This window comes from Pseudomonas sp. ABC1, assembly GCF_013395055.1.
Classification (GTDB): Bacteria; Pseudomonadota; Gammaproteobacteria; order Pseudomonadales; family Pseudomonadaceae; genus Stutzerimonas.
Window position 1 is genome coordinate 3,890,847 of the sequence record NZ_CP058349.1, and the last position, 19,318, is coordinate 3,910,164.

The following is a 19,318-nucleotide window of genomic DNA, read 5'->3' on the forward strand; positions in this document are numbered from 1 at the left end:
AAATGTCGTTTATCGAAGTGGAACGCCACCGTAACGAGTGGTGCGGCGTCGTATTGCTGACGGCGGCCCTCGCCGGCGTTGTTCCGGTTTTGGCACAGGCGGACGCTGAGGGTAATGGCGTCGCGCAACTGGGTGAGATCAGGGTCGATGAGCGGGTGGATGAAGGTTATGTCTCTCGCAACTCGTCCACGGCGACGAAAACCGACACGCCGTTGAAGGAAACGGCTGCTTCGATCTCCATCGTCACAGCCGAGAGGATGGAGGACCAGGCGGTCAAGTCGGTTCCCGAGGCATTGCGTTATACCGCCGGGGTCATCTCGGAATACCGGGGTGCCTCGAATGCCGGGGATGAAACCATGGTGCGAGGTTTCGGTTATGTGCCGCGCTACGTCGATGGCCTTGCTGTCGCCAGTGGCACCATCGAGCCCTGGTTGTTGGAAAACATCGCAGTGCTGAAAGGGCCGGCTTCGCTGCTCTATGGCCAGAGCAACCCTGGCGGGCTCATCGACATGAGCACCAAGGTAGCTTACGGCCAGGAGATCAATCGCGTCGGTCTGGGCACCGGTTCACGGGCACGTGCCGAGGGACGCTTCGATTTTGCCAGGCGCCTGGGGGACACGGCGCTGTCCTGGCGTGTGGTCGGTCTGGCATCACGTGCCGATACCCAGGAGGACGGTCTGAAGACCCGCCGCCTGGCCATCGCGCCATCCCTGTCGTGGGCGCCCACCGATGACACCAGCCTGATCGTCTCTGCGCGCTACCAGCGTGAGCCGGATGCGGGCTACCGTAACTTTCGTGAGCGTCTGGGGACCGATACAACCACTCCTTATGGACGGATTCCAGCTGATTTCCTGGTGGGTGATACCGACCATGAGCGTTCGTCATCCACCAGCCAGTCTCTGGGCTACAGTTTCGAGCATGCCTTTTCACCCAACCTGATCTTCCGCCAGAAGGCTCGCGTATCGGAGGTCGAATCCAGGCGTGACACCCTGGTATGGGGCTCGTTGGCTGCGGACCAGCGTACGATCTCGCGCACGGCCAGCGACTCCCTCTCGGAAACCGATCAGGCACTGATCGACAACCAATTGGAGACGCGCTTCGGCTTCGCCGGATTCGAGCACTTGTTGCTGAGTGGTTTCGATGTGCAGTACACCCGCTCGACCAACCTCTCCTGGCGTGGTCGTGCCAATTCAATCGACTGGGTGGCGCCGGTTTACGGCAATGTGGTGCTGAGCAACTACAGCCAGTCTGGCGACTCGCTGTCGCGCACTCGCCAGCAAGGGGTCTATCTGCAGGACCAACTGACTCGAGGGCGCTGGCACCTGGTTGCCGGCTTGCGCCATGACTGGGCCAACAATGAAACGTTGAACCGCCTCAGTGGCACGCGTGCCGACATCGACAGCGAGGCCTTCAGCGGACGCGTTGGTGTGCTCTATACCCTGGATAGCGGCTTTGCTCCCTATGCCAGTTATTCGACTTCATTCGAGCCGGTCACTCAGGTGCCACAAGCAGGGGAGAGGAGTTTCGATCCGACCGAGGGCGAGCAGCTCGAGGTGGGCCTGAAGTGGTCCAGCCCTGATGACAGTCTGATGATCACCACCTCCGTCTATGACCTGCGCCAGGCCAATGTGCTCAAGTCGATCGAAGGCACGACACCGACGGCCTACGAGCAAGTCGGCGAGATTCGCAGCCGAGGCTTCGAGGTTGAGGCTCAGGGCAAGGTCACACGCAATCTTTCACTGGTGGGTGGTTACTCCTATATCGACTCGGAGATATCCAAATCCAACAATCGCGCTGAAGTCGGTATGAAGAACGACCGGATACCCAGCCACCAGGCATCGCTTTGGGGCAAGTACCTGTTCGATAGCGGTCTCGACGTCGCGCTGGGCGCACGCTACACCGGTGCCAGCTGGGCGCGTAACGAGGCTTTCAGCGTGCCTTCCTACACCTTGTTGGACCTTGCGCTCGGCTACGACTGTGGAAGGCTCGATCCTCGTTGCGCCGGCCTGCGCGGACAAGTGAACGTATCGAACCTGACAGACGAGTACTACACCGCGTCCTGCTCCGGCGCCTATGCCTGTTTCGTCGGCAACGAGCGGGTGATCAGCGCGTCCCTGGATTACCAGTGGTGAGGCGTACTTGCCGGCCAGCGTCACTCCTGCCTCTGCTAGTGACGCTGCCACTGACGAGTGTGGCTACGGCGGACCTGGAGCTGTACGCGGGGCAGCGCTTCGAGCGCCAACTGGAGACTGCCCTGACCCTGAAGCTGCCGGTTGCCGCGGGCGACTACGTCGCCGGACGCATCGAAGTCGGCGGTGCCGCGCTGGATGCTGATCTTCTGGATGCCGACGGCCGTCATTATCGGCGTATCGCGGATGGACAGACGGGCGTCATCGACTTTCGCTTTGTCGCCGAATCGGCAGCGATGAGCCTGCGCCTGGTTCCTGCCGGGGCGCTGGCTCTTTCCATGCGTCTCGATGAGGTGGTACCAGCGACCGCACAGCGCCCGTCGCCGCCGGAATACCTCAGCCCGCGTATCGCCAGGCTGGCCGCAGAGCTGTCCGCAGGGCGGGGCAGCGACGATTTCTGGCGGGAAGTGATGACGCAGGGGACGCCCTTGCTGGAAACACGCCAGGCGCCCGAGGCTTTCCGGCCTGGGACGCCAGTGCGCATGCGCGAGCAGGCGATAATGACTTTCCTGTGGCGCGGTGCACGGCGCAATGTACGTCTGGTTGGCGGACCATCCGGGGACCATGCCTGGCTTGAGCAACTGGGTGACAGCGATGTCTGGTTCGTCAGCTTTCCGGTACCTACGGGCACGCGCCTTGCCTACCAGTTGGCACCGGACATCCCGGATATTCCCGGCGATGCACGGGCACGCCGTAGCGCTCTTGGCGCCACGCTGCGGATGGACCCGCTCAATCGCCATCCCTGGCCACGCCAGGCGCCGGACCCGTTCAGTCAGGAGGCGACTATCGTGCTGCCAGGTGCGCCGCCGCAACCCGGTACTCCGGCGGATGCCTCGGCAGACCCGCAGTTACGCACTTTTACGTTCGCCAGTGAGAAGCTGGGCAATACTCGGCAGGTGACCATTGCCCATCCGCGCGATCTCGACCCTGACGATCCGCGTCTGATAGTGGCAATCGTATTTGATGGCGAGCGAGCGCTACGCCAGGCCGATCTACCGCGCATGCTCGATACGCTGACGGCGAGCGGGCGTCTGCCGCCAGTGGTCGCGGTGTTGTTGCCGTCGATCGACAGCGTGACACGTGCGCGGGAACTGCCGGGCAACGATGCCTTTGCCGATGTGCTGGCAGACGAACTGCTGCCACGGATCGCCGCCCTGACTGGTGTTCGTCCGGTGCCTTCGCGCACCGTACTGGCCGGGGCCAGCTACGGTGGTCTGGCGTCGGTAACCGCCGCTCTCCGACGGCCTGAGCATTTCGGTAACGTGCTGGCGATGTCCGCTTCGTTCTGGTGGGCGCCTGAGGGCGAGGACTCACGGGACATGCCTTTCGTGGCGCGACTGATGGCGCAGAGCGAACGGCAGCCGTTGCGCCTGTTCCTCAGTGCGGGGACGTTCGAGACGGGTAATGGCGAGGTCGACGGCATTCTCGAAAGCGCACGTCGGGTCCGCGATACCGCACGTCTGAAAGGCTATCAGACCCACTGGCGGGAATATGCCGGAGGGCATGACTGGCTAATCTGGCGCGGAGCGCTGGGTGATGGCCTGATCGCCCTGTTCGGCACGAAACCTGATATGGGGGCCGGGGGCTAAGGCGCGGGGCAGGGCGGCTACGCGACAATCCGCCGGTAGTCGTTCCTGACTCGATAGCCACCTGTTCGAGGGCCTTGCAAGACATGGTCCTCGGCGCTTTCACGGGTATGCACCACGGCCGGACAGTGATACTGCACCGCGGCCTTGCCCTCTGTCGCGGCAGGCGATGACTTCCCCCTCCAGTCGCTTTCCAGTAGACTGCCCTCCCGTCTTATTCAGGTATTCGCTGCTTCTCCGGAAGCGGTGGATGTTCGCTATTTCGCAGCATGGATTGCCCGGCTCGGAACGAACCAAGGCCTTCTTTGCTCCCCGGCGGCCTGTCCGCCACTGCTGACTTCTAGGGTTTTTCATGACGCGCTACATCTTCGTCACGGGTGGTGTTGTTTCTTCATTGGGGAAAGGCATCGCCTCGGCTTCACTGGCGGCCATCCTGGAGGCGCGGGGCCTGAAGGTCACCATGCTGAAACTGGACCCCTACATCAACGTCGATCCGGGCACCATGAGCCCGTTCCAGCACGGTGAGGTGTTCGTCACCCACGACGGCGCCGAGACCGACCTCGACCTGGGCCATTACGAGCGGTTCATCCGCACAACCATGACCCAGAACAACAACTTCACCACCGGCCGCGTCTACGCCGACGTGTTGCGTCGCGAGCGCCGTGGCGACTACCTGGGAGCGACCATCCAGGTGATCCCGCACATCACCGACGAGATCAAGCGTCGCGTGATCAAGGGCGCCGGTGATGCCGACGTGGCGCTGGTGGAAGTCGGCGGGACCGTGGGCGACATCGAGTCGCAACCGTTCCTCGAGGCGATCCGCCAGTTGCGCGTGGAAGTGGGCGCCAAGCGCGCCATGCTGATGCATCTGACCCTGGTGCCTTACATCGCCACCGCTGGCGAGACCAAGACCAAGCCGACCCAGCACTCGGTCAAGGAGCTGCGCTCCATCGGCCTGCAGCCGGACGTGCTGGTCTGCCGTTCCGACCGCGCCATCGATGTGTCCTCGCGGCGCAAGATCGCGCTGTTCACCAACGTCGAAGAGCGTGCGGTGATCAGCCTGCCGGACGTCGACACCATCTACAAGATTCCCGCCGTGCTGCATGCCCAGGGCCTGGACGACTACGTCCTCGAGCGCTTCGGCCTGCAATGCGCCAGCGCCGACCTCTCCGAGTGGGAGCGCGTGGTGGACGCCAAGCTCAACCCCGAGCGTGAAGTCACCATCGCCATGGTCGGCAAGTACATGGAACTGCTGGATGCCTACAAGTCGCTGATCGAAGCGATGAGCCACGCCGGTATCCAGAGCCGCACCAAGGTCAACCTGCGCTACATCGACTCCGAGGATATCGAGAACCAGGGCACTGGCTTGCTCGAAGGCATCGACGCCATCCTGGTGCCGGGTGGCTTCGGCCTGCGCGGCGTCGAGGGCAAGATCGCGACCGTGCGCTATGCCCGCGAGAACAAGATTCCCTACCTGGGTATCTGCCTCGGCATGCAGGTCGCGGTGATCGAGTTCGCCCGCAGCATCCTCGGCTGGAGCGACGCCAACTCCACCGAGTTCGACAAGAACAGCGGTCACCCGGTGGTCGGCCTGATCACCGAGTGGGAAGACTCCACCGGCGCCGTGGAAACCCGCAGCGATGCTTCCGACCTGGGTGGCACCATGCGCCTGGGCGCCCAGGAGTGCGGTCTGGAGTCGGGCTCCAGGGTCTTCGATTGCTATGGCAAGGAGCGCATTGTCGAGCGCCATCGTCATCGCTACGAAGTGAACAACAAGCTGCTGCCACAACTGACCGACGCCGGCCTGAAAGTCACCGGTCGTTCCGGTGATGGCGCGCTGGTGGAAGTGGTGGAAGTCGCCGATCACCCCTGGTTCGTCGCTTGCCAGTTCCACCCTGAGTTCACTTCCACGCCGCGCGATGGGCATCCGCTGTTCAGCGGTTTCGTCAACGCGGCCCTGGAATACAAGGCGAAGCGGGCATGAGCCAGAAAACCATCCGTGTCGGTTCCATCGACATCGCCAACGACCGGCCTTTCGTGCTGTTCGGTGGCATCAATGTGCTGGAGTCGCGTGAGCTGGCGCTGAGAAGCTGCGAGGAATACGTGCGGGTCACCGAGAAACTCGGTATCCCCTATGTGTTCAAGGCCAGCTTCGACAAGGCCAACCGTTCCTCGATCAACTCCTTCCGTGGCCCGGGCCTGGACGAGGGGATGAAGATCTTCGAGGAGGTGAAGAAGACCTTCGGCGTGCCGGTCATCACCGATGTCCACGAACCCTGCCAGGCACAGCCGGTGGCGGAGGTCTGCGACATCATCCAGTTGCCGGCCTTCCTCTCGCGGCAGACCGATCTGGTGGTGGCAATGGCCAGGACCGGTGCCGTGATCAATATCAAGAAGGCCCAGTTCCTCGCGCCGCAGGAGATGAAGCACATCCTGCGCAAGTGCGAAGAGGCGGGTAACGAGCAACTGATTCTCTGCGAGCGCGGTTCGTCCTTCGGCTACAACAACCTGGTGGTGGACATGCTTGGCTTCGGCCTGATGAAGCAGTTCGAGTACCCGGTATTCTTCGACGTGACCCACGCCCTGCAAATGCCAGGCGGTCGTGCCGACTCGGCCGGCGGGCGCCGCGCCCAGGTCACCGAGCTGGCCCGGGCTGGCCTCAGCCAGGGGCTGGCCGGCCTGTTCCTCGAGGCCCATCCGGACCCGGAAAACGCAAAATGCGACGGTCCCTGCGCACTGCGCCTGGACAAGCTGGAGCCTTTCCTGGCCCAGCTCAAGCAACTGGACGACCTGGTCAAGAGTTTTTCCCCTATCGAAACCGCTTGAAGCCTGCCGCTTGCAGCTTGAAGCCCGTAGCCCCAACGGAGTGTTAACAACAAATGGCAAAGATCGTCGACATCAAGGGTCGTGAGGTTCTCGACTCCCGTGGCAACCCCACCGTAGAAGCCGATGTGATCCTCGACAACGGTATCGTTGGCAGCGCCTGTGCGCCCTCCGGTGCCTCCACTGGCTCCCGCGAGGCACTGGAGCTGCGTGATGGCGACAAGGGTCGCTACCTGGGCAAGGGCGTGCTCAAGGCCGTGGCCAACGTCAACGGCCCGATCCGTGACCTGCTGCTGGGCAAGGACCCGGTCGACCAACAGGCCCTCGACCGCGCGATGATCGCGTTCGACGGCACCGAGAACAAGGCCAAGCTGGGCGCCAACGCGATCCTCGCCGTGTCCCTGGCTGCCGCCAAGGCTGCCGCACAGGACCAGGACCTGCCGCTCTACGCGCACATCGCCAACCTCAACGGCACCCCCGGCCAGTACTCCATGCCGGTGCCGATGATGAACATCATCAACGGCGGCGAGCATGCCGACAACAACGTCGACATCCAGGAATTCATGATCCAGCCGGTCGGCGCCAAGACCTTCGCCGATGCCCTGCGCGTTGGCGCCGAAATCTTCCATCACCTGAAAGCCGTGCTCAAGGCCCGTGGGCTGAGCACCGCAGTCGGTGACGAAGGTGGTTTCGCGCCGAACCTGGCCTCCAACGAAGAGGCCCTGGCGGCCATCGCCGAAGCTGTGGCCAATGCCGGCTACAAACTGGGTGACGACGTGACCCTGGCGCTGGACTGCGCTTCTTCCGAGTTCTTCAAGGATGGTCAGTACGACCTGGCTGGCGAAGGCAAGGTGTTCAGCGCCGAAGGCTTTGCCGATTACCTGGCCGGTCTGACCCAGCGCTACCCGATCATCTCCATCGAAGACGGCATGGACGAGTCCGACTGGGCGGGCTGGAAAGTGCTGACCGACAAGATCGGCGACAAAGTGCAACTGGTCGGCGACGATCTGTTCGTCACCAACACCAAGATCCTCAAGCGTGGTATCGAAGAGAAGATCGGCAACTCGATCCTGATCAAGTTCAACCAGATCGGTTCGCTGACCGAAACCCTCGAAGCGATCCAGATGGCCAAGGCTGCCGGCTTCACTGCGGTGATCTCGCACCGTTCCGGCGAGACCGAGGACAGCACCATCGCCGACCTGGCCGTCGGTACTGCCGCGGGCCAGATCAAGACCGGTTCGCTGTGCCGCTCCGACCGCGTATCCAAGTACAACCAACTGCTGCGTATCGAAGAGAAGCTGGCGGGCAAGGCACCCTACAAGGGCCGTGCCGAATTCCGCGGCTGATCGTCGTCCGGCCACTGCTGTCCGGGGTGGCTGAGGTGGTATCGGGGACGGGTCACCGAGAGGTGGCCCGTTTCTTCCTGAATATTCTTATGATCGAATTCACTTTTTCACGGTCCTAGTGCCCGGGGAGCAGTGTCTTGAGCCGTTTTGCCCACTATGCTGACTGCCGCTTCTTCATCCGCACAGGTCAACCGGACGCTTTTCATGCCGTCAATGCGTAGCCCCTACTGGCTGTTTGTCGTACTGGCACTGTTGCTTGCAGGCTTGCAGTACCGCTTGTGGGTCGGCGAGGGCAGTCTGGCGCAGGTGGCCGAGATCAAGCAGCAGATCGCCACGCAACAAGGCGAGAACGAGCGTCTGCTCGAACGCAACCGCATCCTCGAAGCCGAAGTCATGGAACTCAAGCGCGGTATGGAAACCGTGGAAGAGCGTGCCCGACATGAACTGGGGATGGTGAAAGAGGGCGAAACCCTCTACCTGCTGGCCGAATGACGGCTCCACATCCGGATTTCCACGTCGTCCTGCCGGCTGCCGGCATTGGTTCGCGTATGCGTGCCGATCGCCCCAAGCAGTACCTGCAGGTGTCCGGGCGCAGCATTCTGGAACACACCCTGAATTGTTTCCTCGGCCATCCCGGCTTGCGGTCTCTGGTGGTCTGTCTGGCTCAGGACGATCCATTCTGGCCGCACCTGGGCTGTGCCGACGATCCGCGTATCCAGCGTGTCGACGGTGGTCGTGAGCGCGCCGATTCGGTCCTCAATGGCCTGCACTATCTGTTGGGCAATGGGGCACGGCTGGACGACTGGGTGCTGGTGCACGATGCCGCGCGACCGAACCTGGCTCGCAGCGATCTGGACCACCTGCTCGAAGAGCTGGCAGACGACCCGGTCGGTGGGTTGCTGGCGGTGCCGGTGCGTGACACGCTCAAGCGCATGGGAGCCGATGGTCGGGTCAGCGAGACGGTCGACCGTACGCCGATCTGGCAGGCCTATACGCCGCAGATGTTTCGCCTGGGGATGCTGCGCGACAGCCTGGCCGCCGCCCTGGCTGCCGGTGTGCCGATCACCGATGAGGCTTCTGCGCTGGAGTGGGCCGGCTTGTCGGCGCGTTTGATCGAAGGCCGTGCCGACAATCTCAAGGTCACCCGCCCGGAAGACCTGGATTGGCTGCGCCAGCTCTGGGGCGGGATGTCTTGAACGTATCTGCCTGATGCCTGCTGCCGCCATGGTCCTTGGTTCCATGGCATTTCTCATCGTTAATATTCGCTTAAGAATCGGCTGTTAGTGTCCTGCGTTGGCCTGTCTCACTGACTTTTTTCTCGCCTCCAGGAACGCTATAAGCATGCAAGCCCTCGTCTTTACGTTTTCGAAATGGCTGCGGATGACCTTGCTTCTGTCGGCTTCGGGTGTACTACTGGCGTTGGCATTCTTCGCCTGGCAGTACTTCTTCCCGGTGCAGGCCAATGATGGCTGGAGCTACAGGGTTGCCTACCCGGACGTAGACCGGCCTTCGGGGTTGGTGCCCTTGGCGGATGGTTCGCTCTGGATCGGTCAGGAGTTGCAGGGTGGCAAAGGCAGCATCCTGCGTATCGATGAGGATGGCCATCGCCAGCTCGAGGTCGAGAACCTGTCCAAGCCCAGTGGCATGATCTACACACGGGGCGGCCTGGTGTTCAGCCAGGAGGTCGGTGGCGCGCCGGTCAGTTTTGTCAGGGATGGACAGACGACGGGATTGTTCAGTGGCGAAAACGTGCAAGGGCTATGGGACGACGGCGACAGTCTCTATGCCATTGAGGACCGACGAAGTGACGGGCGTTTGCTGCGTTACCGCTGGAGCGACCAGAGCCTGACCGTGCTTCGTGATCGGCTCTCCGAAGCGGAATCCATCACGCGCTGCCTGGATGGGCAGATGCTCTACACGAAGAAAGGCTCCGGAGCCGTGCATCGTTTGACTGCCGATGGTGACGATCCGGCCATCTTCAGCGGGCTCAACAAGCCGAGCTTTCTCATGTGCGACAAGCGTGGGCTGTGGATCAGCGAGGACTCGACCCACAGGGCCAGGCTGCTCCTGATCGATCCCGAGGGTCACCAGAGCACGATCCTTTCCTTTCTCAAGGCGCCTCAGTCCATCGTACCGACCGGCAAGGGTACCTACCTGATCTCGGAAGGAGGTCGTGACCGGGTACTGGAACTGATGCCCCAGGGTGGTTGAGGTTTATCGGCTATACGGTCGCTGGTCTCTAATCGTATGAGCCGAGTTCGCTTTTCAAGGCTTCGACCAGCAACCTGACCTTGGGCAGTGGATAGCGCCGCTGGGGGTAAACCGCCCAGACCGCCGTGTTGGGTGGTTGGTTGGCGTCGAGCAGGGAGATCAGTTCGCCACGTTGCAGGGGCTCGCGCACGTAGTAGTCCGGCAGCTGGCAGAGGCCGAAACCGCGCAGGGCTGCGTCGAGCACCGCCTGGCCACTGTTGCAGCGCCAGTTGCCGCTGGGTTTGAACGGCCGCTCGACGCCATCGACCTGGAACAGCCAGGTGTCACCAGTGCCGATCAGGCAGTTGTGCCCCGCCAGTTCCGACAGGGTGTGCGGGCGTCCATAGCGCTCCAGGTAGGACGGCGCAGCGCACAGGTACATGGCCCTTGGGGCGATACGGGTGGCGACCAGGCGTGACTCGTTGAGACGGCCAAGGCGAATGGCGAGGTCGAAACCTTCCTGCACCAGGTCCAGCGTGCGATTGCTCAGTTCTATTTCCACCCGCAGTTGCGGGTGCTGCGCCATGAAGCGGTTGACCACCGGCACGATAAAGCGCTCGCCGTAGGCCACGGCAGCGGTCATGCGCAGCAGGCCGGTGGGGCTGCTGTGCAGGTCGCCGATGGCGAGGAAGGCTTCGTCACGTTCCTCGATCAGTCGCTGGCAGCGGGCGAAGAAGGTATGGCCCGCTTCGGTCAGCGATACACGGCGGGTGGTGCGGTAGAACAGGCGCGCCTGTAGCCGCTCCTCCAGCTTCACCACCTGGCGGCTGACATGGGAGGAAGAGACCCGCAGCCGTTCGGCTGCGCGCATAAAGCTGCCGCACTCGGCGACGGCGACGAATTCATCCAGTCCTTCCCAGCGGCTCATGGCGTTCCTCGGTGGTGGGCTGTGGGCGAAGATGGCGTTTTCATGTCAAGTGTGTCCTTCAGGGCAGTTTTTCGCCCTCTCCCCAGCCCTCTCCCGCAGGCGGGAGAGGGGGTGGAATCGGTATGACGCATATTCATGCAGTCGCTCTCTATTGTCCCTGTATGGCAATAATAAATTCCAAATATGAAGATTGTCCCTTTTCAGGTTTGAATTAAACTCTCCTCCATCATGCGGCCAGGTGCCTGGCCGCGTCCGTCCCTGATCCAGGAGTGTCGCCATGACCATCAAGTCCCGTGCCGCCGTCGCCTTCGCCCCCAATGAACCCTTGCAGATCGTCGAGATCGACGTCGAGCCGCCGAAGGCGGGCGAGGTACTGGTGCGTATCGTCGCCACTGGTGTCTGCCATACCGATGCCTACACCCTGTCCGGCCAGGACAGCGAAGGTGTGTTCCCCTGCGTGTTGGGCCACGAAGGCGGCGGTATCGTCGAGGCGGTGGGCGAGGGCGTCACGTCGGTGCAGGTCGGCGACCATGTGATCCCGCTGTACACCGCCGAGTGCCGCCAGTGCAAGTTCTGCCAGTCCGGCAAGACCAACCTGTGCAGCTCGGTACGTGCCACCCAGGGCAAGGGCCTGATGCCGGACGGCACCACGCGTTTTTCCTACCAGGGTCAGCCGGTCTACCACTACATGGGTTGTTCGACCTTCTCCGAGTACACCGTGCTGCCGGAAGTTTCTGTCGCGGTGATCCCCAAGGAAGCGCCGCTGGAGAAGGTCTGCCTGCTCGGTTGCGGCGTGACCACAGGTATCGGTGCGGTGCTCAACACCGCAAAGGTGGAAGAGGGCGCCACCGTGGCGATCTTCGGTCTCGGCGGCATCGGCCTGGCGGCGATCATCGGTGCCAAGATGGCCAAGGCCTCGCGCATCATCGCCGTCGATATCAACCCGGCCAAGTTCGATGTGGCGCGTGAGTTGGGTGCCACCGACTTCGTCAATCCGAAGGAGCATGACAAGCCGGTCCAGGAGGTCATCGTCGAGATGACCGACGGTGGTGTGGACTACAGCTTCGAATGCGTCGGCAACGTGCAACTGATGCGGGCGGCGCTGGAGTGCTGCCACAAGGGCTGGGGCGAGTCGACCATCATCGGCGTGGCGCCGGCCGGTACCGAGATCAGCACCCGTCCGTTCCAGCTGGTGACCGGGCGCGTCTGGCGCGGTTCCGCCTTCGGTGGCGTCAAGGGCCGTACCGAACTGCCGGGCTATGTGGAAAAGGCCCAGGCCGGTGAAATCCCGCTGGACACCTTCATCACCCACAACATGGGCCTGGACGCGATCAACGAGGCGTTTGACCTGATGCACGAAGGCAAGAGCATTCGTACCGTCATCCACTACTGATGAAACACCGTGCGGCCTCACGGCTGCACGGTTTTTCGCAGGGTGTCGCGGGGCCGCCCAGGCCAGTGCGCACCGCAAACCCTTGGTGCGCGCAGCGCACCCTACGGAGCGGCTCATGACCCTCGATATCGTTTCCAGCAACAAGAGCTTTGGCGGCTGGCACAAGCGCTACAAGCACCGTTCCTCCAGCCTGAATTGCGATATGGTGTTCGCCGTCTACCTGCCGCCGCAGGCCGAGCAGGGGGTGAAACTGCCGGTGTTGTACTGGTTGTCGGGGCTGACCTGCACCGACGAGAACTTCATGCAGAAGGCTGGCGCCCAGCGCCTGGCGGCAGAGCTGGGGCTGGTCATCGTCGCGCCGGATACCAGCCCGCGTGGCGAAGGAGTACCGGACGACGCCGAGGGCGCCTGGGATTTCGGTCTGGGTGCGGGTTTCTATCTGAACGCCACGCAGGAGCCCTGGGCCCGGCATTACCGCATGTACGACTATGTGGTGAACGAACTGCCGGCGCTGATCGAGGGCAACTTCCCGGTCAACGATCGGCGTGCCATCAGCGGTCACTCCATGGGGGGCCATGGGGCGTTGATCTGTGCGTTGAAGAATCCGGGACGTTATCGCTCAGTGTCGGCGTTCTCGCCGATCACTAACCCAAGCGATTGCCCCTGGGGAGAAAAGGCCTTCACCCATTACCTGGGCAACGACCGGGCACGCTGGCGTGAGTGGGATGCCAGTGCGCTGATCGCCGATGCCGAGGAGAAGCTGCCGCTGCTGATCGACCAGGGTGATCGCGACGACTTCCTCGAAGGCCAGCTCAAGCCACAGGCGCTGGAAGCTGCCGCCAAGGCTGCTGGTCATCCGCTGACCTTGCGACTGCAACCTGGCTATGACCACAGCTATTACTTCATCGCCAGCTTTATCGAAGACCACCTGCGGCACCATGCCGAAGCTCTGAAGGCTTAACTGCGCGGCACGAATGGATAGCCTGCGGATGTAGGATCGGGCAAGCGTAGCGACACCCATCTGTGCCTGCCGATGGTGGGTGTCGCTGCGCTCGACCCACCCTGCAGGAATAGATGGCTACCCCAGTACCTTGAGCAGGAACGCATATTCCAGCGCCACTTCGCGGATGCTCTGGTAGCGTCCGCTCATGCCACCGTGGCCAGAGTCCAGGTCGGTCTTGAGCAGCAGCAGGTGGTCGTCGGTCTTGCTCGCACGCAATCGGGCCACCCACTTGGCGGCTTCCCAGTACTGCACCCGGCTGTCGTTGTAGCCCGCTACCACCAGCAGGTGCGGGTAGTCCTGGGCCTTTACGTTCTCGTAGGGCGCATAGCCTTTGATGCGCTGGTAGACCTCGGGCTGGTTGGGGTCGCCCCATTCATCGTATTCGGTCACGGTCAGCGGCAACTCGGTGTTGAGCATGGTGTTCAACACGTCGACGAAGGGCACCTCTGCGACGGCAGCAGCGAACAACTGCGGGCGTTGATTGAGGACCGCGCCGATCAGCAGCCCGCCGGCGCTGCCACCACTGATGGCCAGTTGGGCGGCGGTGGTATAGCCCTGGGCGATCAGGGTTTCGGCGCAGGCGATAAAGTCACCGAAGCTGTTCTGCTTGTATTCCAGCTTGCCTTGCAGGTACCAGGCCTCGCCCATCTCGCCGCCGCCCCTTACGTGGGCGATGGCGAAGACGAAACCGCGCTCCAGCAGCGACAGCCGGGCGTGGGAGAACCAGGGGTCGAGGCTTTCGCCGTAGGCGCCATAGCCGTAGAGGTAGAGCGGGGCGGGGCGACCGAAGGTGTCGCGGCGCGCCACCAGGCTGATCGGCACCTGGGTGCCGTCGGCGGCGGTGGCCCAGATGCGCCGGCTTTCATAGTCGTCGGCGTCGAACGGCCCTTCCACGGGGGTTTGCTTGAGGACGGCCTGCTGCCCGCTGGCCAATGCCAGGCTGCGCACCTGTGCGGGACGGTTGAGGGCTTCGTAGCGCAGGCGGATCGACGGGCTGTCGAACTCCAGACTGTCCTGCAGATAGAGGCTGTAGGCGGCATCCGGCAGTTGCACGCGGTAAGGCGCGGCCTGCGCTGGGCGCACTTCCAGCAGCGGCAGGCCGCCCTGGCGCAGCGAGAGGATGATGGCGCTGGCGCTGAGGCTGACATCTTCGAGCATCACCAGAGGGTCGTGGGCGATGATTTCCCGCCAGGGTTCTGCCGGCGTTTCCTCGGCCTGGGTGAACAGGGCGAAGTTGATCCCGCTGCGATTGCTGCGGATCAGCCAGCTCCAGCCGCCGTCGAGCAGGCCGTGATCGGGGTAGTACTCGTGGCCTTCCTGGCGCGGTGCCAGGCAGCTCCACGGCGCGTCCGGGTGGTCGGCGGGCAGTGTCCAGGCCTCGCTGGTGGTTTTGCTGGCGGAGAGGATCAGCAGTTGCCGCTCGGAGCTGGCGCGGAAGCAGTGCACGAAGAAGCGCTCGTCATCTTCCTGGAACACCTGCTCGCAGAGCGTTTCGCCCAGCCGGTAGCGGTTGACGCGGAACGGTCGGTGACTGTCGTCGAGTTCGGTGAAGAATAGTGTGCGATTGTCATTGGCCCAGGTCATGCTGCCGTCGCAGTCGTCGAAGGGCAGTTCACTGGTAGTGCCGCTGGCCAGTTCCTTGACGTACAGGCGGTAGATTTCGTCGCCCTGGGTGTCGAGGCTGTAGGCGAGCCACTGGTGGTCCTGGCTGATACTGAAGGCGCCCAGCGAGAGGAAGCCGCCATTGGCCAACTGGTTGGGGTCGAGCAGCAACTCTTCGCTGTGCGCATCCGTTTCCAGGCTGTCGTTTTCCGGGCGCTTGCAGCGGTAGTGGCGTGGGTACTCGTCGCCGGCGGTGGTGCGCTGGTAATAGAGCCAGGGCCCCCAGGGCGTGGGCAGCGAGAGGTCGGTTTCACGAATACGCCCGCGAATCTCCTCGAACAGGGTCTCGCGCAGCGGAACCTGTTCCCTCAGTTGTGACTCCAGATAGTCATTCTCGGCGCGCAGATAGGCCAGTACATCGGCGTTGTCGCGCTGTTCCAGCCAGCGATAAGGGTCTTCGCCGCTCTCGACGCGGGCTTGGGGGGCTTGCTGCATACCGGGCTCCGGAATTCTCGAAGCGCCGATTAAGCCTATTCTTGTCCCAGGGCTCAAGCGGCCCGAGCGAAAAAGCTATGGGCCTCTCGATGGGTGGATTGACAAGGTCGGACTTTTCCTTAAAGGTGTGTTCACCTGAATCAAACGCTTGTATGAATCTGGCGTTTGCCGAGGCTTGTGTGCTCGTATCGATGCGGAGCGTTCCGCGAAGGCCGGATTCATGGCCACGCGCTACGCAATGTTCAGTTTCCATCCTGGAGATCAGTTGATGATTTACGAAGGTAAAGCCATCACGGTTAAGACTCTTGAGAGTGGCATCGTCGAATTGAATTTCGACCTCAAGGGTGAGTCCGTCAATAAATTCAATAGCCTCACCTTGAACGAGCTACGCCAGGCCGTGGATGCCATCAAAGGCGATGCATCCATCACCGGCGTCATTGTCACCAGCGGCAAGGATGTCTTCGTCGTCGGTGCCGACATCACCGAGTTCGTCGAGAACTTCAAGCTGCCCGACGAGCAACTGCTGGCGCTGACCCTTGAAGTCAACCGGATCTTCAGCGATTTCGAAGACCTGGATGTGCCCACCGTGGTGGCGATCAACGGCATCGCCTTGGGCGGTGGTCTGGAAGTGAGCCTGGCCGCCGACTTCCGCGTGGCTTCGACCAATGCTCGTATCGGCCTGCCGGAAGTCAAGCTGGGCATCTACCCCGGTTTCGGCGGTACGGTGCGCCTGCCGCGTCTGATCGGTGTGGATAACGCCATCGAGTGGATCGCCTCCGGCAAGGAGAACACCGCCGAGGAAGCGCTCAAGGTGCATGCCGTGGACGCGGTGGTCGAGCCCGCCAAACTGCATGAGGCTGCCCTCAATCTAGTACGTCGGGCGATTTCCGGCGAGCTGGATTTCAAAGCGCGCCGCCAGCCCAAGCTGGAGAAGCTCAAGCTCAACCCGATCGAGCAGATGATGGCCTTCGAAAGCAGCAAGGGTTATGTCGCCGGCAAGGCCGGGCCGAACTACCCGGCGCCGGTCGAGGCGATCAAGACCATCCAGAAGGCCGCAGGCTTCGGGCGTGAGAAAGCGCTGGAAGTGGAAGCCGCTGGCTTCGTCAAGCTGGCCAAGACCTCGGTCGCGCAGAGCCTGGTCGGTCTGTTCCTCAGCGACCAGGAACTGAAGAAAAAAGCCAAGGCCTACGACAAGACGGCCCGCGAGGTGAAGCTCGCCGCAGTGCTGGGCGCCGGGATCATGGGCGGTGGCATCGCCTACCAGTCGGCCCTCAAGGGCACGCCGATCCTGATGAAGGATATCCGCGAGGAGGGTATCCAGGCCGGGTTGGCCGAAGCCTCCAAATTGCTCGGCAACCGGGTCGAGAAAGGGCGACTGACACCCGAGAAGATGGCCGAGGCGCTCACCGCCATCCGTCCGACCCTGTCCTATGGCGATTTCGCCACTGTCGACATCGTGGTCGAGGCGGTGGTGGAGAATCCCAAGGTCAAGAAGGCCGTGCTGGCCGAAGTGGAGGCGCAGGTGCGCGAGGACGCGATCATCGCCTCCAACACCTCGACCATCTCCATCAGCCTGCTGGCTGAAGCGCTCCAGCGACCAGAAAACTTCTGCGGCATGCACTTCTTCAATCCGGTGCACATGATGCCGCTGGTGGAAGTGATCCGTGGCGAGAAGACTAGCGAGCAAGCCATCGCCACCACCGTCGCCTACGCCAAGAAGATGGGCAAGAGCCCGGTGGTGGTCAACGACTGCCCGGGCTTCCTGGTCAACCGCGTGCTGTTCCCGTACTTCGGTGGCTTCGCCCGCCTGGTCAGTGCCGGTGTGGACTTCGTGCGGGTCGACAAGGTCATGGAAAAGTTCGGCTGGCCGATGGGCCCGGCCTACCTGATGGACGTGGTCGGTATCGACACCGCCCACCATGCCCGCGACGTCATGGCGGAAGGCTTCCCCGACCGCATGAAAGACGAGCGCAAGACCGCCGTGGACGCGCTGTACGAGGCCAATCGCCTCGGCCAGAAGAACGGCAAGGGCTTCTACGCCTATGAAGTGGACAAGCGCGGCAAGCCGGCCAAGGTGGTCGACGCCAGCGTGCAGTCGGTGCTGGCGCCGGTGGTCTACGAACAGCGTGAAGTGACCGATGAGGACATCATCAACTTCATGATGATCCCGCTGTGCCTGGAGGCGGTGCGCTGCCTGGAGGATGGCATCGTCGAGAGCGCCGCCGAGGCCGACATGGGTCTGATCTACGGCATCGGCTTCCCGCCGTTCCGTGGCGGTGCGTTGCGCTATATCGACGCCGTCGGCGTGGCCGAGTTCGTCGCACTGGCCGATCGTTATGCCGACCTGGGCGCCTTGTACCAGCCAACCGCGAAGCTGCGCGAGATGGCTGCCAATGGCCAGCGCTTTTACGGTTAATAGCCCGTCAGGGCTAAACGAGTGAGAACGAAGATATGAGTCTGAATCCAAGAGATGTCGTCATCGTCGACTTCGGCCGTACCCCGATGGGCCGCTCGAAGGGCGGCATGCACCGCAACACCCGCGCCGAGAGCCTGTCGGCGAACCTGATCGAAGGCGTGCTGGCGCGCAACCCCAAGGTCGATCCGGCCGAGGTCGAGGACGTGATCTGGGGCTGTGTCAACCAGACCCTGGAGCAGGGCTGGAACATCGCCCGCATGGCCTCGTTGCTGACGCGCATCCCGCACACCAGCGCCGCGCAGACCGTCAGCCGCCTGTGCGGCTCCTCCATGAGCGCGCTGCACACCGCGGCCCAGGCGATCCAGACCGGCAACGGCGATGTGTTCATCGTGGGCGGCGTCGAGCACATGGGCCACGTCAGCATGATGCACGGCGTCGATCCCAACCCGCAGCTGTCGCTGTATGCGGCCAAGGCCTCGGGCATGATGGGGCTGACTGCCGAGATGCTCGGCAAGATGCACGGTATCACCCGCGAAGCGCAGGACCAGTTCGCCTACCGCTCGCACCAGTTGGCCTGGAAGGCGACCCAGGAAGGCAAGTTCAAGGACGAGATCATCCCGCTGGAAGGGCATGACGAGGCCGGCTTCCTGCGACGCTTCGAACATGACGAAACGATCCGCCCGGACACCACCCTGGAAGGCCTGGCGGCCCTCAAGCCGGTGTTCAATCCCAAGGATGGCACCGTGACGGCGGGTACGTCCTCGCAGATCACCGATGGCGCCTCCTGCATGATCGTGATGAGTGCGCAACGGGCCAAGGACCTGGGGCTGGAGCCGCTGGCGGTGGTGCGTTCGATGGCGGTGGCCGGGGTCGATCCGGCGATCATGGGCTATGGCCCGGTGCCGTCGACGCAGAAGGCGCTGAAGCGGGCCGGCCTGAGCATCGACGATATCGACTTCGTCGAGTTGAACGAAGCCTTCGCCGCCCAGGCACTGCCGGTGCTGAAGGACCTGAAGCTGCTGGACAAGATGGAGCAGAAGGTCAACCTGCACGGCGGCGCCATCGCCCTGGGACATCCGTTCGGCTGCTCGGGTGCGCGCATCTCGGGTACGCTGCTCAACGTGATGAAGCAGAATGGCGGTACCCTTGGGGTGGCCACCATGTGCATCGGCCTCGGGCAGGGCATCAGCACGGTATTCGAACGGGTCTGACGCGTTCGTGTCCGATAGACCGGGGCCTTGTGCCCCGGTTTTCGTTTATGGTCCGTCATTCCTGGCGGCGGCCCTGTGTGGCATCGCTTTCGGCGATGGCCTGTCGTGATCCAGTCTTCATTTTTCCGTTCAAGGG

14 protein-coding genes are annotated in these 19,318 nt (G+C 62.8%); 12 read left to right on the plus strand and 2 right to left on the minus strand.

What is annotated here, in order from left to right:
- Positions 1-2 precede the first annotated feature (2 nt).
- The 8 genes from HW090_RS17160 to HW090_RS17195 all read left to right on the plus strand — a co-directional run bounded on the left by HW090_RS17160 (position 3) and on the right by HW090_RS17195 (position 10,155).
- Positions 3-2,132 carry a TonB-dependent siderophore receptor gene (locus HW090_RS17160; RefSeq protein ID WP_179114666.1) on the plus strand — a complete coding sequence of 710 codons (2,130 nt, stop codon included), beginning with the start codon at positions 3-5 and terminating at the stop codon, positions 2,130-2,132.
- Positions 2,133-2,170: 38 nt separating this feature from the next.
- Positions 2,171-3,778 (plus strand): alpha/beta hydrolase-fold protein, encoded by a 1,608-nt coding sequence (locus HW090_RS17165; protein WP_179114667.1) that lies wholly within the window; start codon positions 2,171-2,173, stop codon positions 3,776-3,778.
- Between the two features lie 349 nt (positions 3,779-4,127).
- Positions 4,128-5,759: a CTP synthase gene (locus HW090_RS17170; protein WP_179114668.1), complete on the plus strand. Its 1,632-nt coding sequence runs from the start codon at positions 4,128-4,130 to the stop codon at positions 5,757-5,759.
- Positions 5,756-6,601 (plus strand): 3-deoxy-8-phosphooctulonate synthase, encoded by an 846-nt coding sequence (kdsA, locus tag HW090_RS17175; protein WP_179114669.1) that lies wholly within the window; start codon positions 5,756-5,758, stop codon positions 6,599-6,601. Before HW090_RS17170 ends, kdsA begins: the two co-directional genes overlap by 4 nt.
- A gap of 53 nt (positions 6,602-6,654) precedes the next feature.
- The gene (eno, locus tag HW090_RS17180; RefSeq protein ID WP_179114670.1) at positions 6,655-7,944 is read left to right on the plus strand and encodes a phosphopyruvate hydratase; all 1,290 of its coding nucleotides are present in this window, start codon (positions 6,655-6,657) and stop codon (positions 7,942-7,944) included.
- Between the two features lie 213 nt (positions 7,945-8,157).
- A complete protein-coding gene (gene ftsB / locus HW090_RS17185) occupies positions 8,158-8,436 on the plus strand; it encodes a cell division protein FtsB (RefSeq protein ID WP_131184470.1) in 279 nt (92 codons plus the stop codon).
- The gene (gene ispD / locus HW090_RS17190; protein ID WP_179114671.1) at positions 8,433-9,140 is read left to right on the plus strand and encodes a 2-C-methyl-D-erythritol 4-phosphate cytidylyltransferase; all 708 of its coding nucleotides are present in this window, start codon (positions 8,433-8,435) and stop codon (positions 9,138-9,140) included. Before ftsB ends, ispD begins: the two co-directional genes overlap by 4 nt.
- A gap of 145 nt (positions 9,141-9,285) precedes the next feature.
- On the plus strand, positions 9,286-10,155 hold the full coding sequence (locus HW090_RS17195; protein ID WP_373416353.1) for a hypothetical protein: 870 nt from the start codon (positions 9,286-9,288) through the stop codon (positions 10,153-10,155).
- A gap of 28 nt (positions 10,156-10,183) precedes the next feature.
- Here the strand turns inward: HW090_RS17195 and HW090_RS17200 are convergent, their stop codons facing one another.
- The gene (locus tag HW090_RS17200; protein ID WP_179114672.1) at positions 10,184-11,062 is read right to left on the minus strand and encodes a LysR substrate-binding domain-containing protein; all 879 of its coding nucleotides are present in this window, start codon (positions 11,060-11,062) and stop codon (positions 10,184-10,186) included.
- Positions 11,063-11,339: 277 nt separating this feature from the next.
- Between HW090_RS17200 and HW090_RS17205 the strand changes: the two genes are divergently transcribed.
- Positions 11,340-12,455, plus strand: a complete 1,116-nt coding sequence (locus tag HW090_RS17205) for an S-(hydroxymethyl)glutathione dehydrogenase/class III alcohol dehydrogenase (RefSeq protein ID WP_179114673.1) — start codon at positions 11,340-11,342, stop codon at positions 12,453-12,455.
- A gap of 115 nt (positions 12,456-12,570) precedes the next feature.
- A complete protein-coding gene (gene fghA / locus HW090_RS17210; RefSeq protein WP_179114674.1) occupies positions 12,571-13,416 on the plus strand; it encodes an S-formylglutathione hydrolase in 846 nt (281 codons plus the stop codon).
- A 117-nt stretch (positions 13,417-13,533) separates the two neighbouring features.
- On the opposite strand, the gene HW090_RS17215 is transcribed toward fghA, so the two are convergent.
- A complete protein-coding gene (locus tag HW090_RS17215; RefSeq protein WP_179114675.1) occupies positions 13,534-15,555 on the minus strand; it encodes a S9 family peptidase in 2,022 nt (673 codons plus the stop codon).
- Positions 15,556-15,823: 268 nt separating this feature from the next.
- On the opposite strand from HW090_RS17215, the gene fadB reads away from it, so the two are divergent.
- Together fadB and fadA are read left to right on the plus strand one after the other, a co-directional pair.
- On the plus strand, positions 15,824-17,971 hold the full coding sequence (gene fadB / locus HW090_RS17220; RefSeq protein ID WP_179114676.1) for a fatty acid oxidation complex subunit alpha FadB: 2,148 nt from the start codon (positions 15,824-15,826) through the stop codon (positions 17,969-17,971).
- 35 nt (positions 17,972-18,006) lie between these two features.
- Positions 18,007-19,182: an acetyl-CoA C-acyltransferase FadA gene (fadA, locus tag HW090_RS17225; RefSeq protein WP_179114677.1), complete on the plus strand. Its 1,176-nt coding sequence runs from the start codon at positions 18,007-18,009 to the stop codon at positions 19,180-19,182.
- Positions 19,183-19,318: the final 136 nt, after the last annotated feature.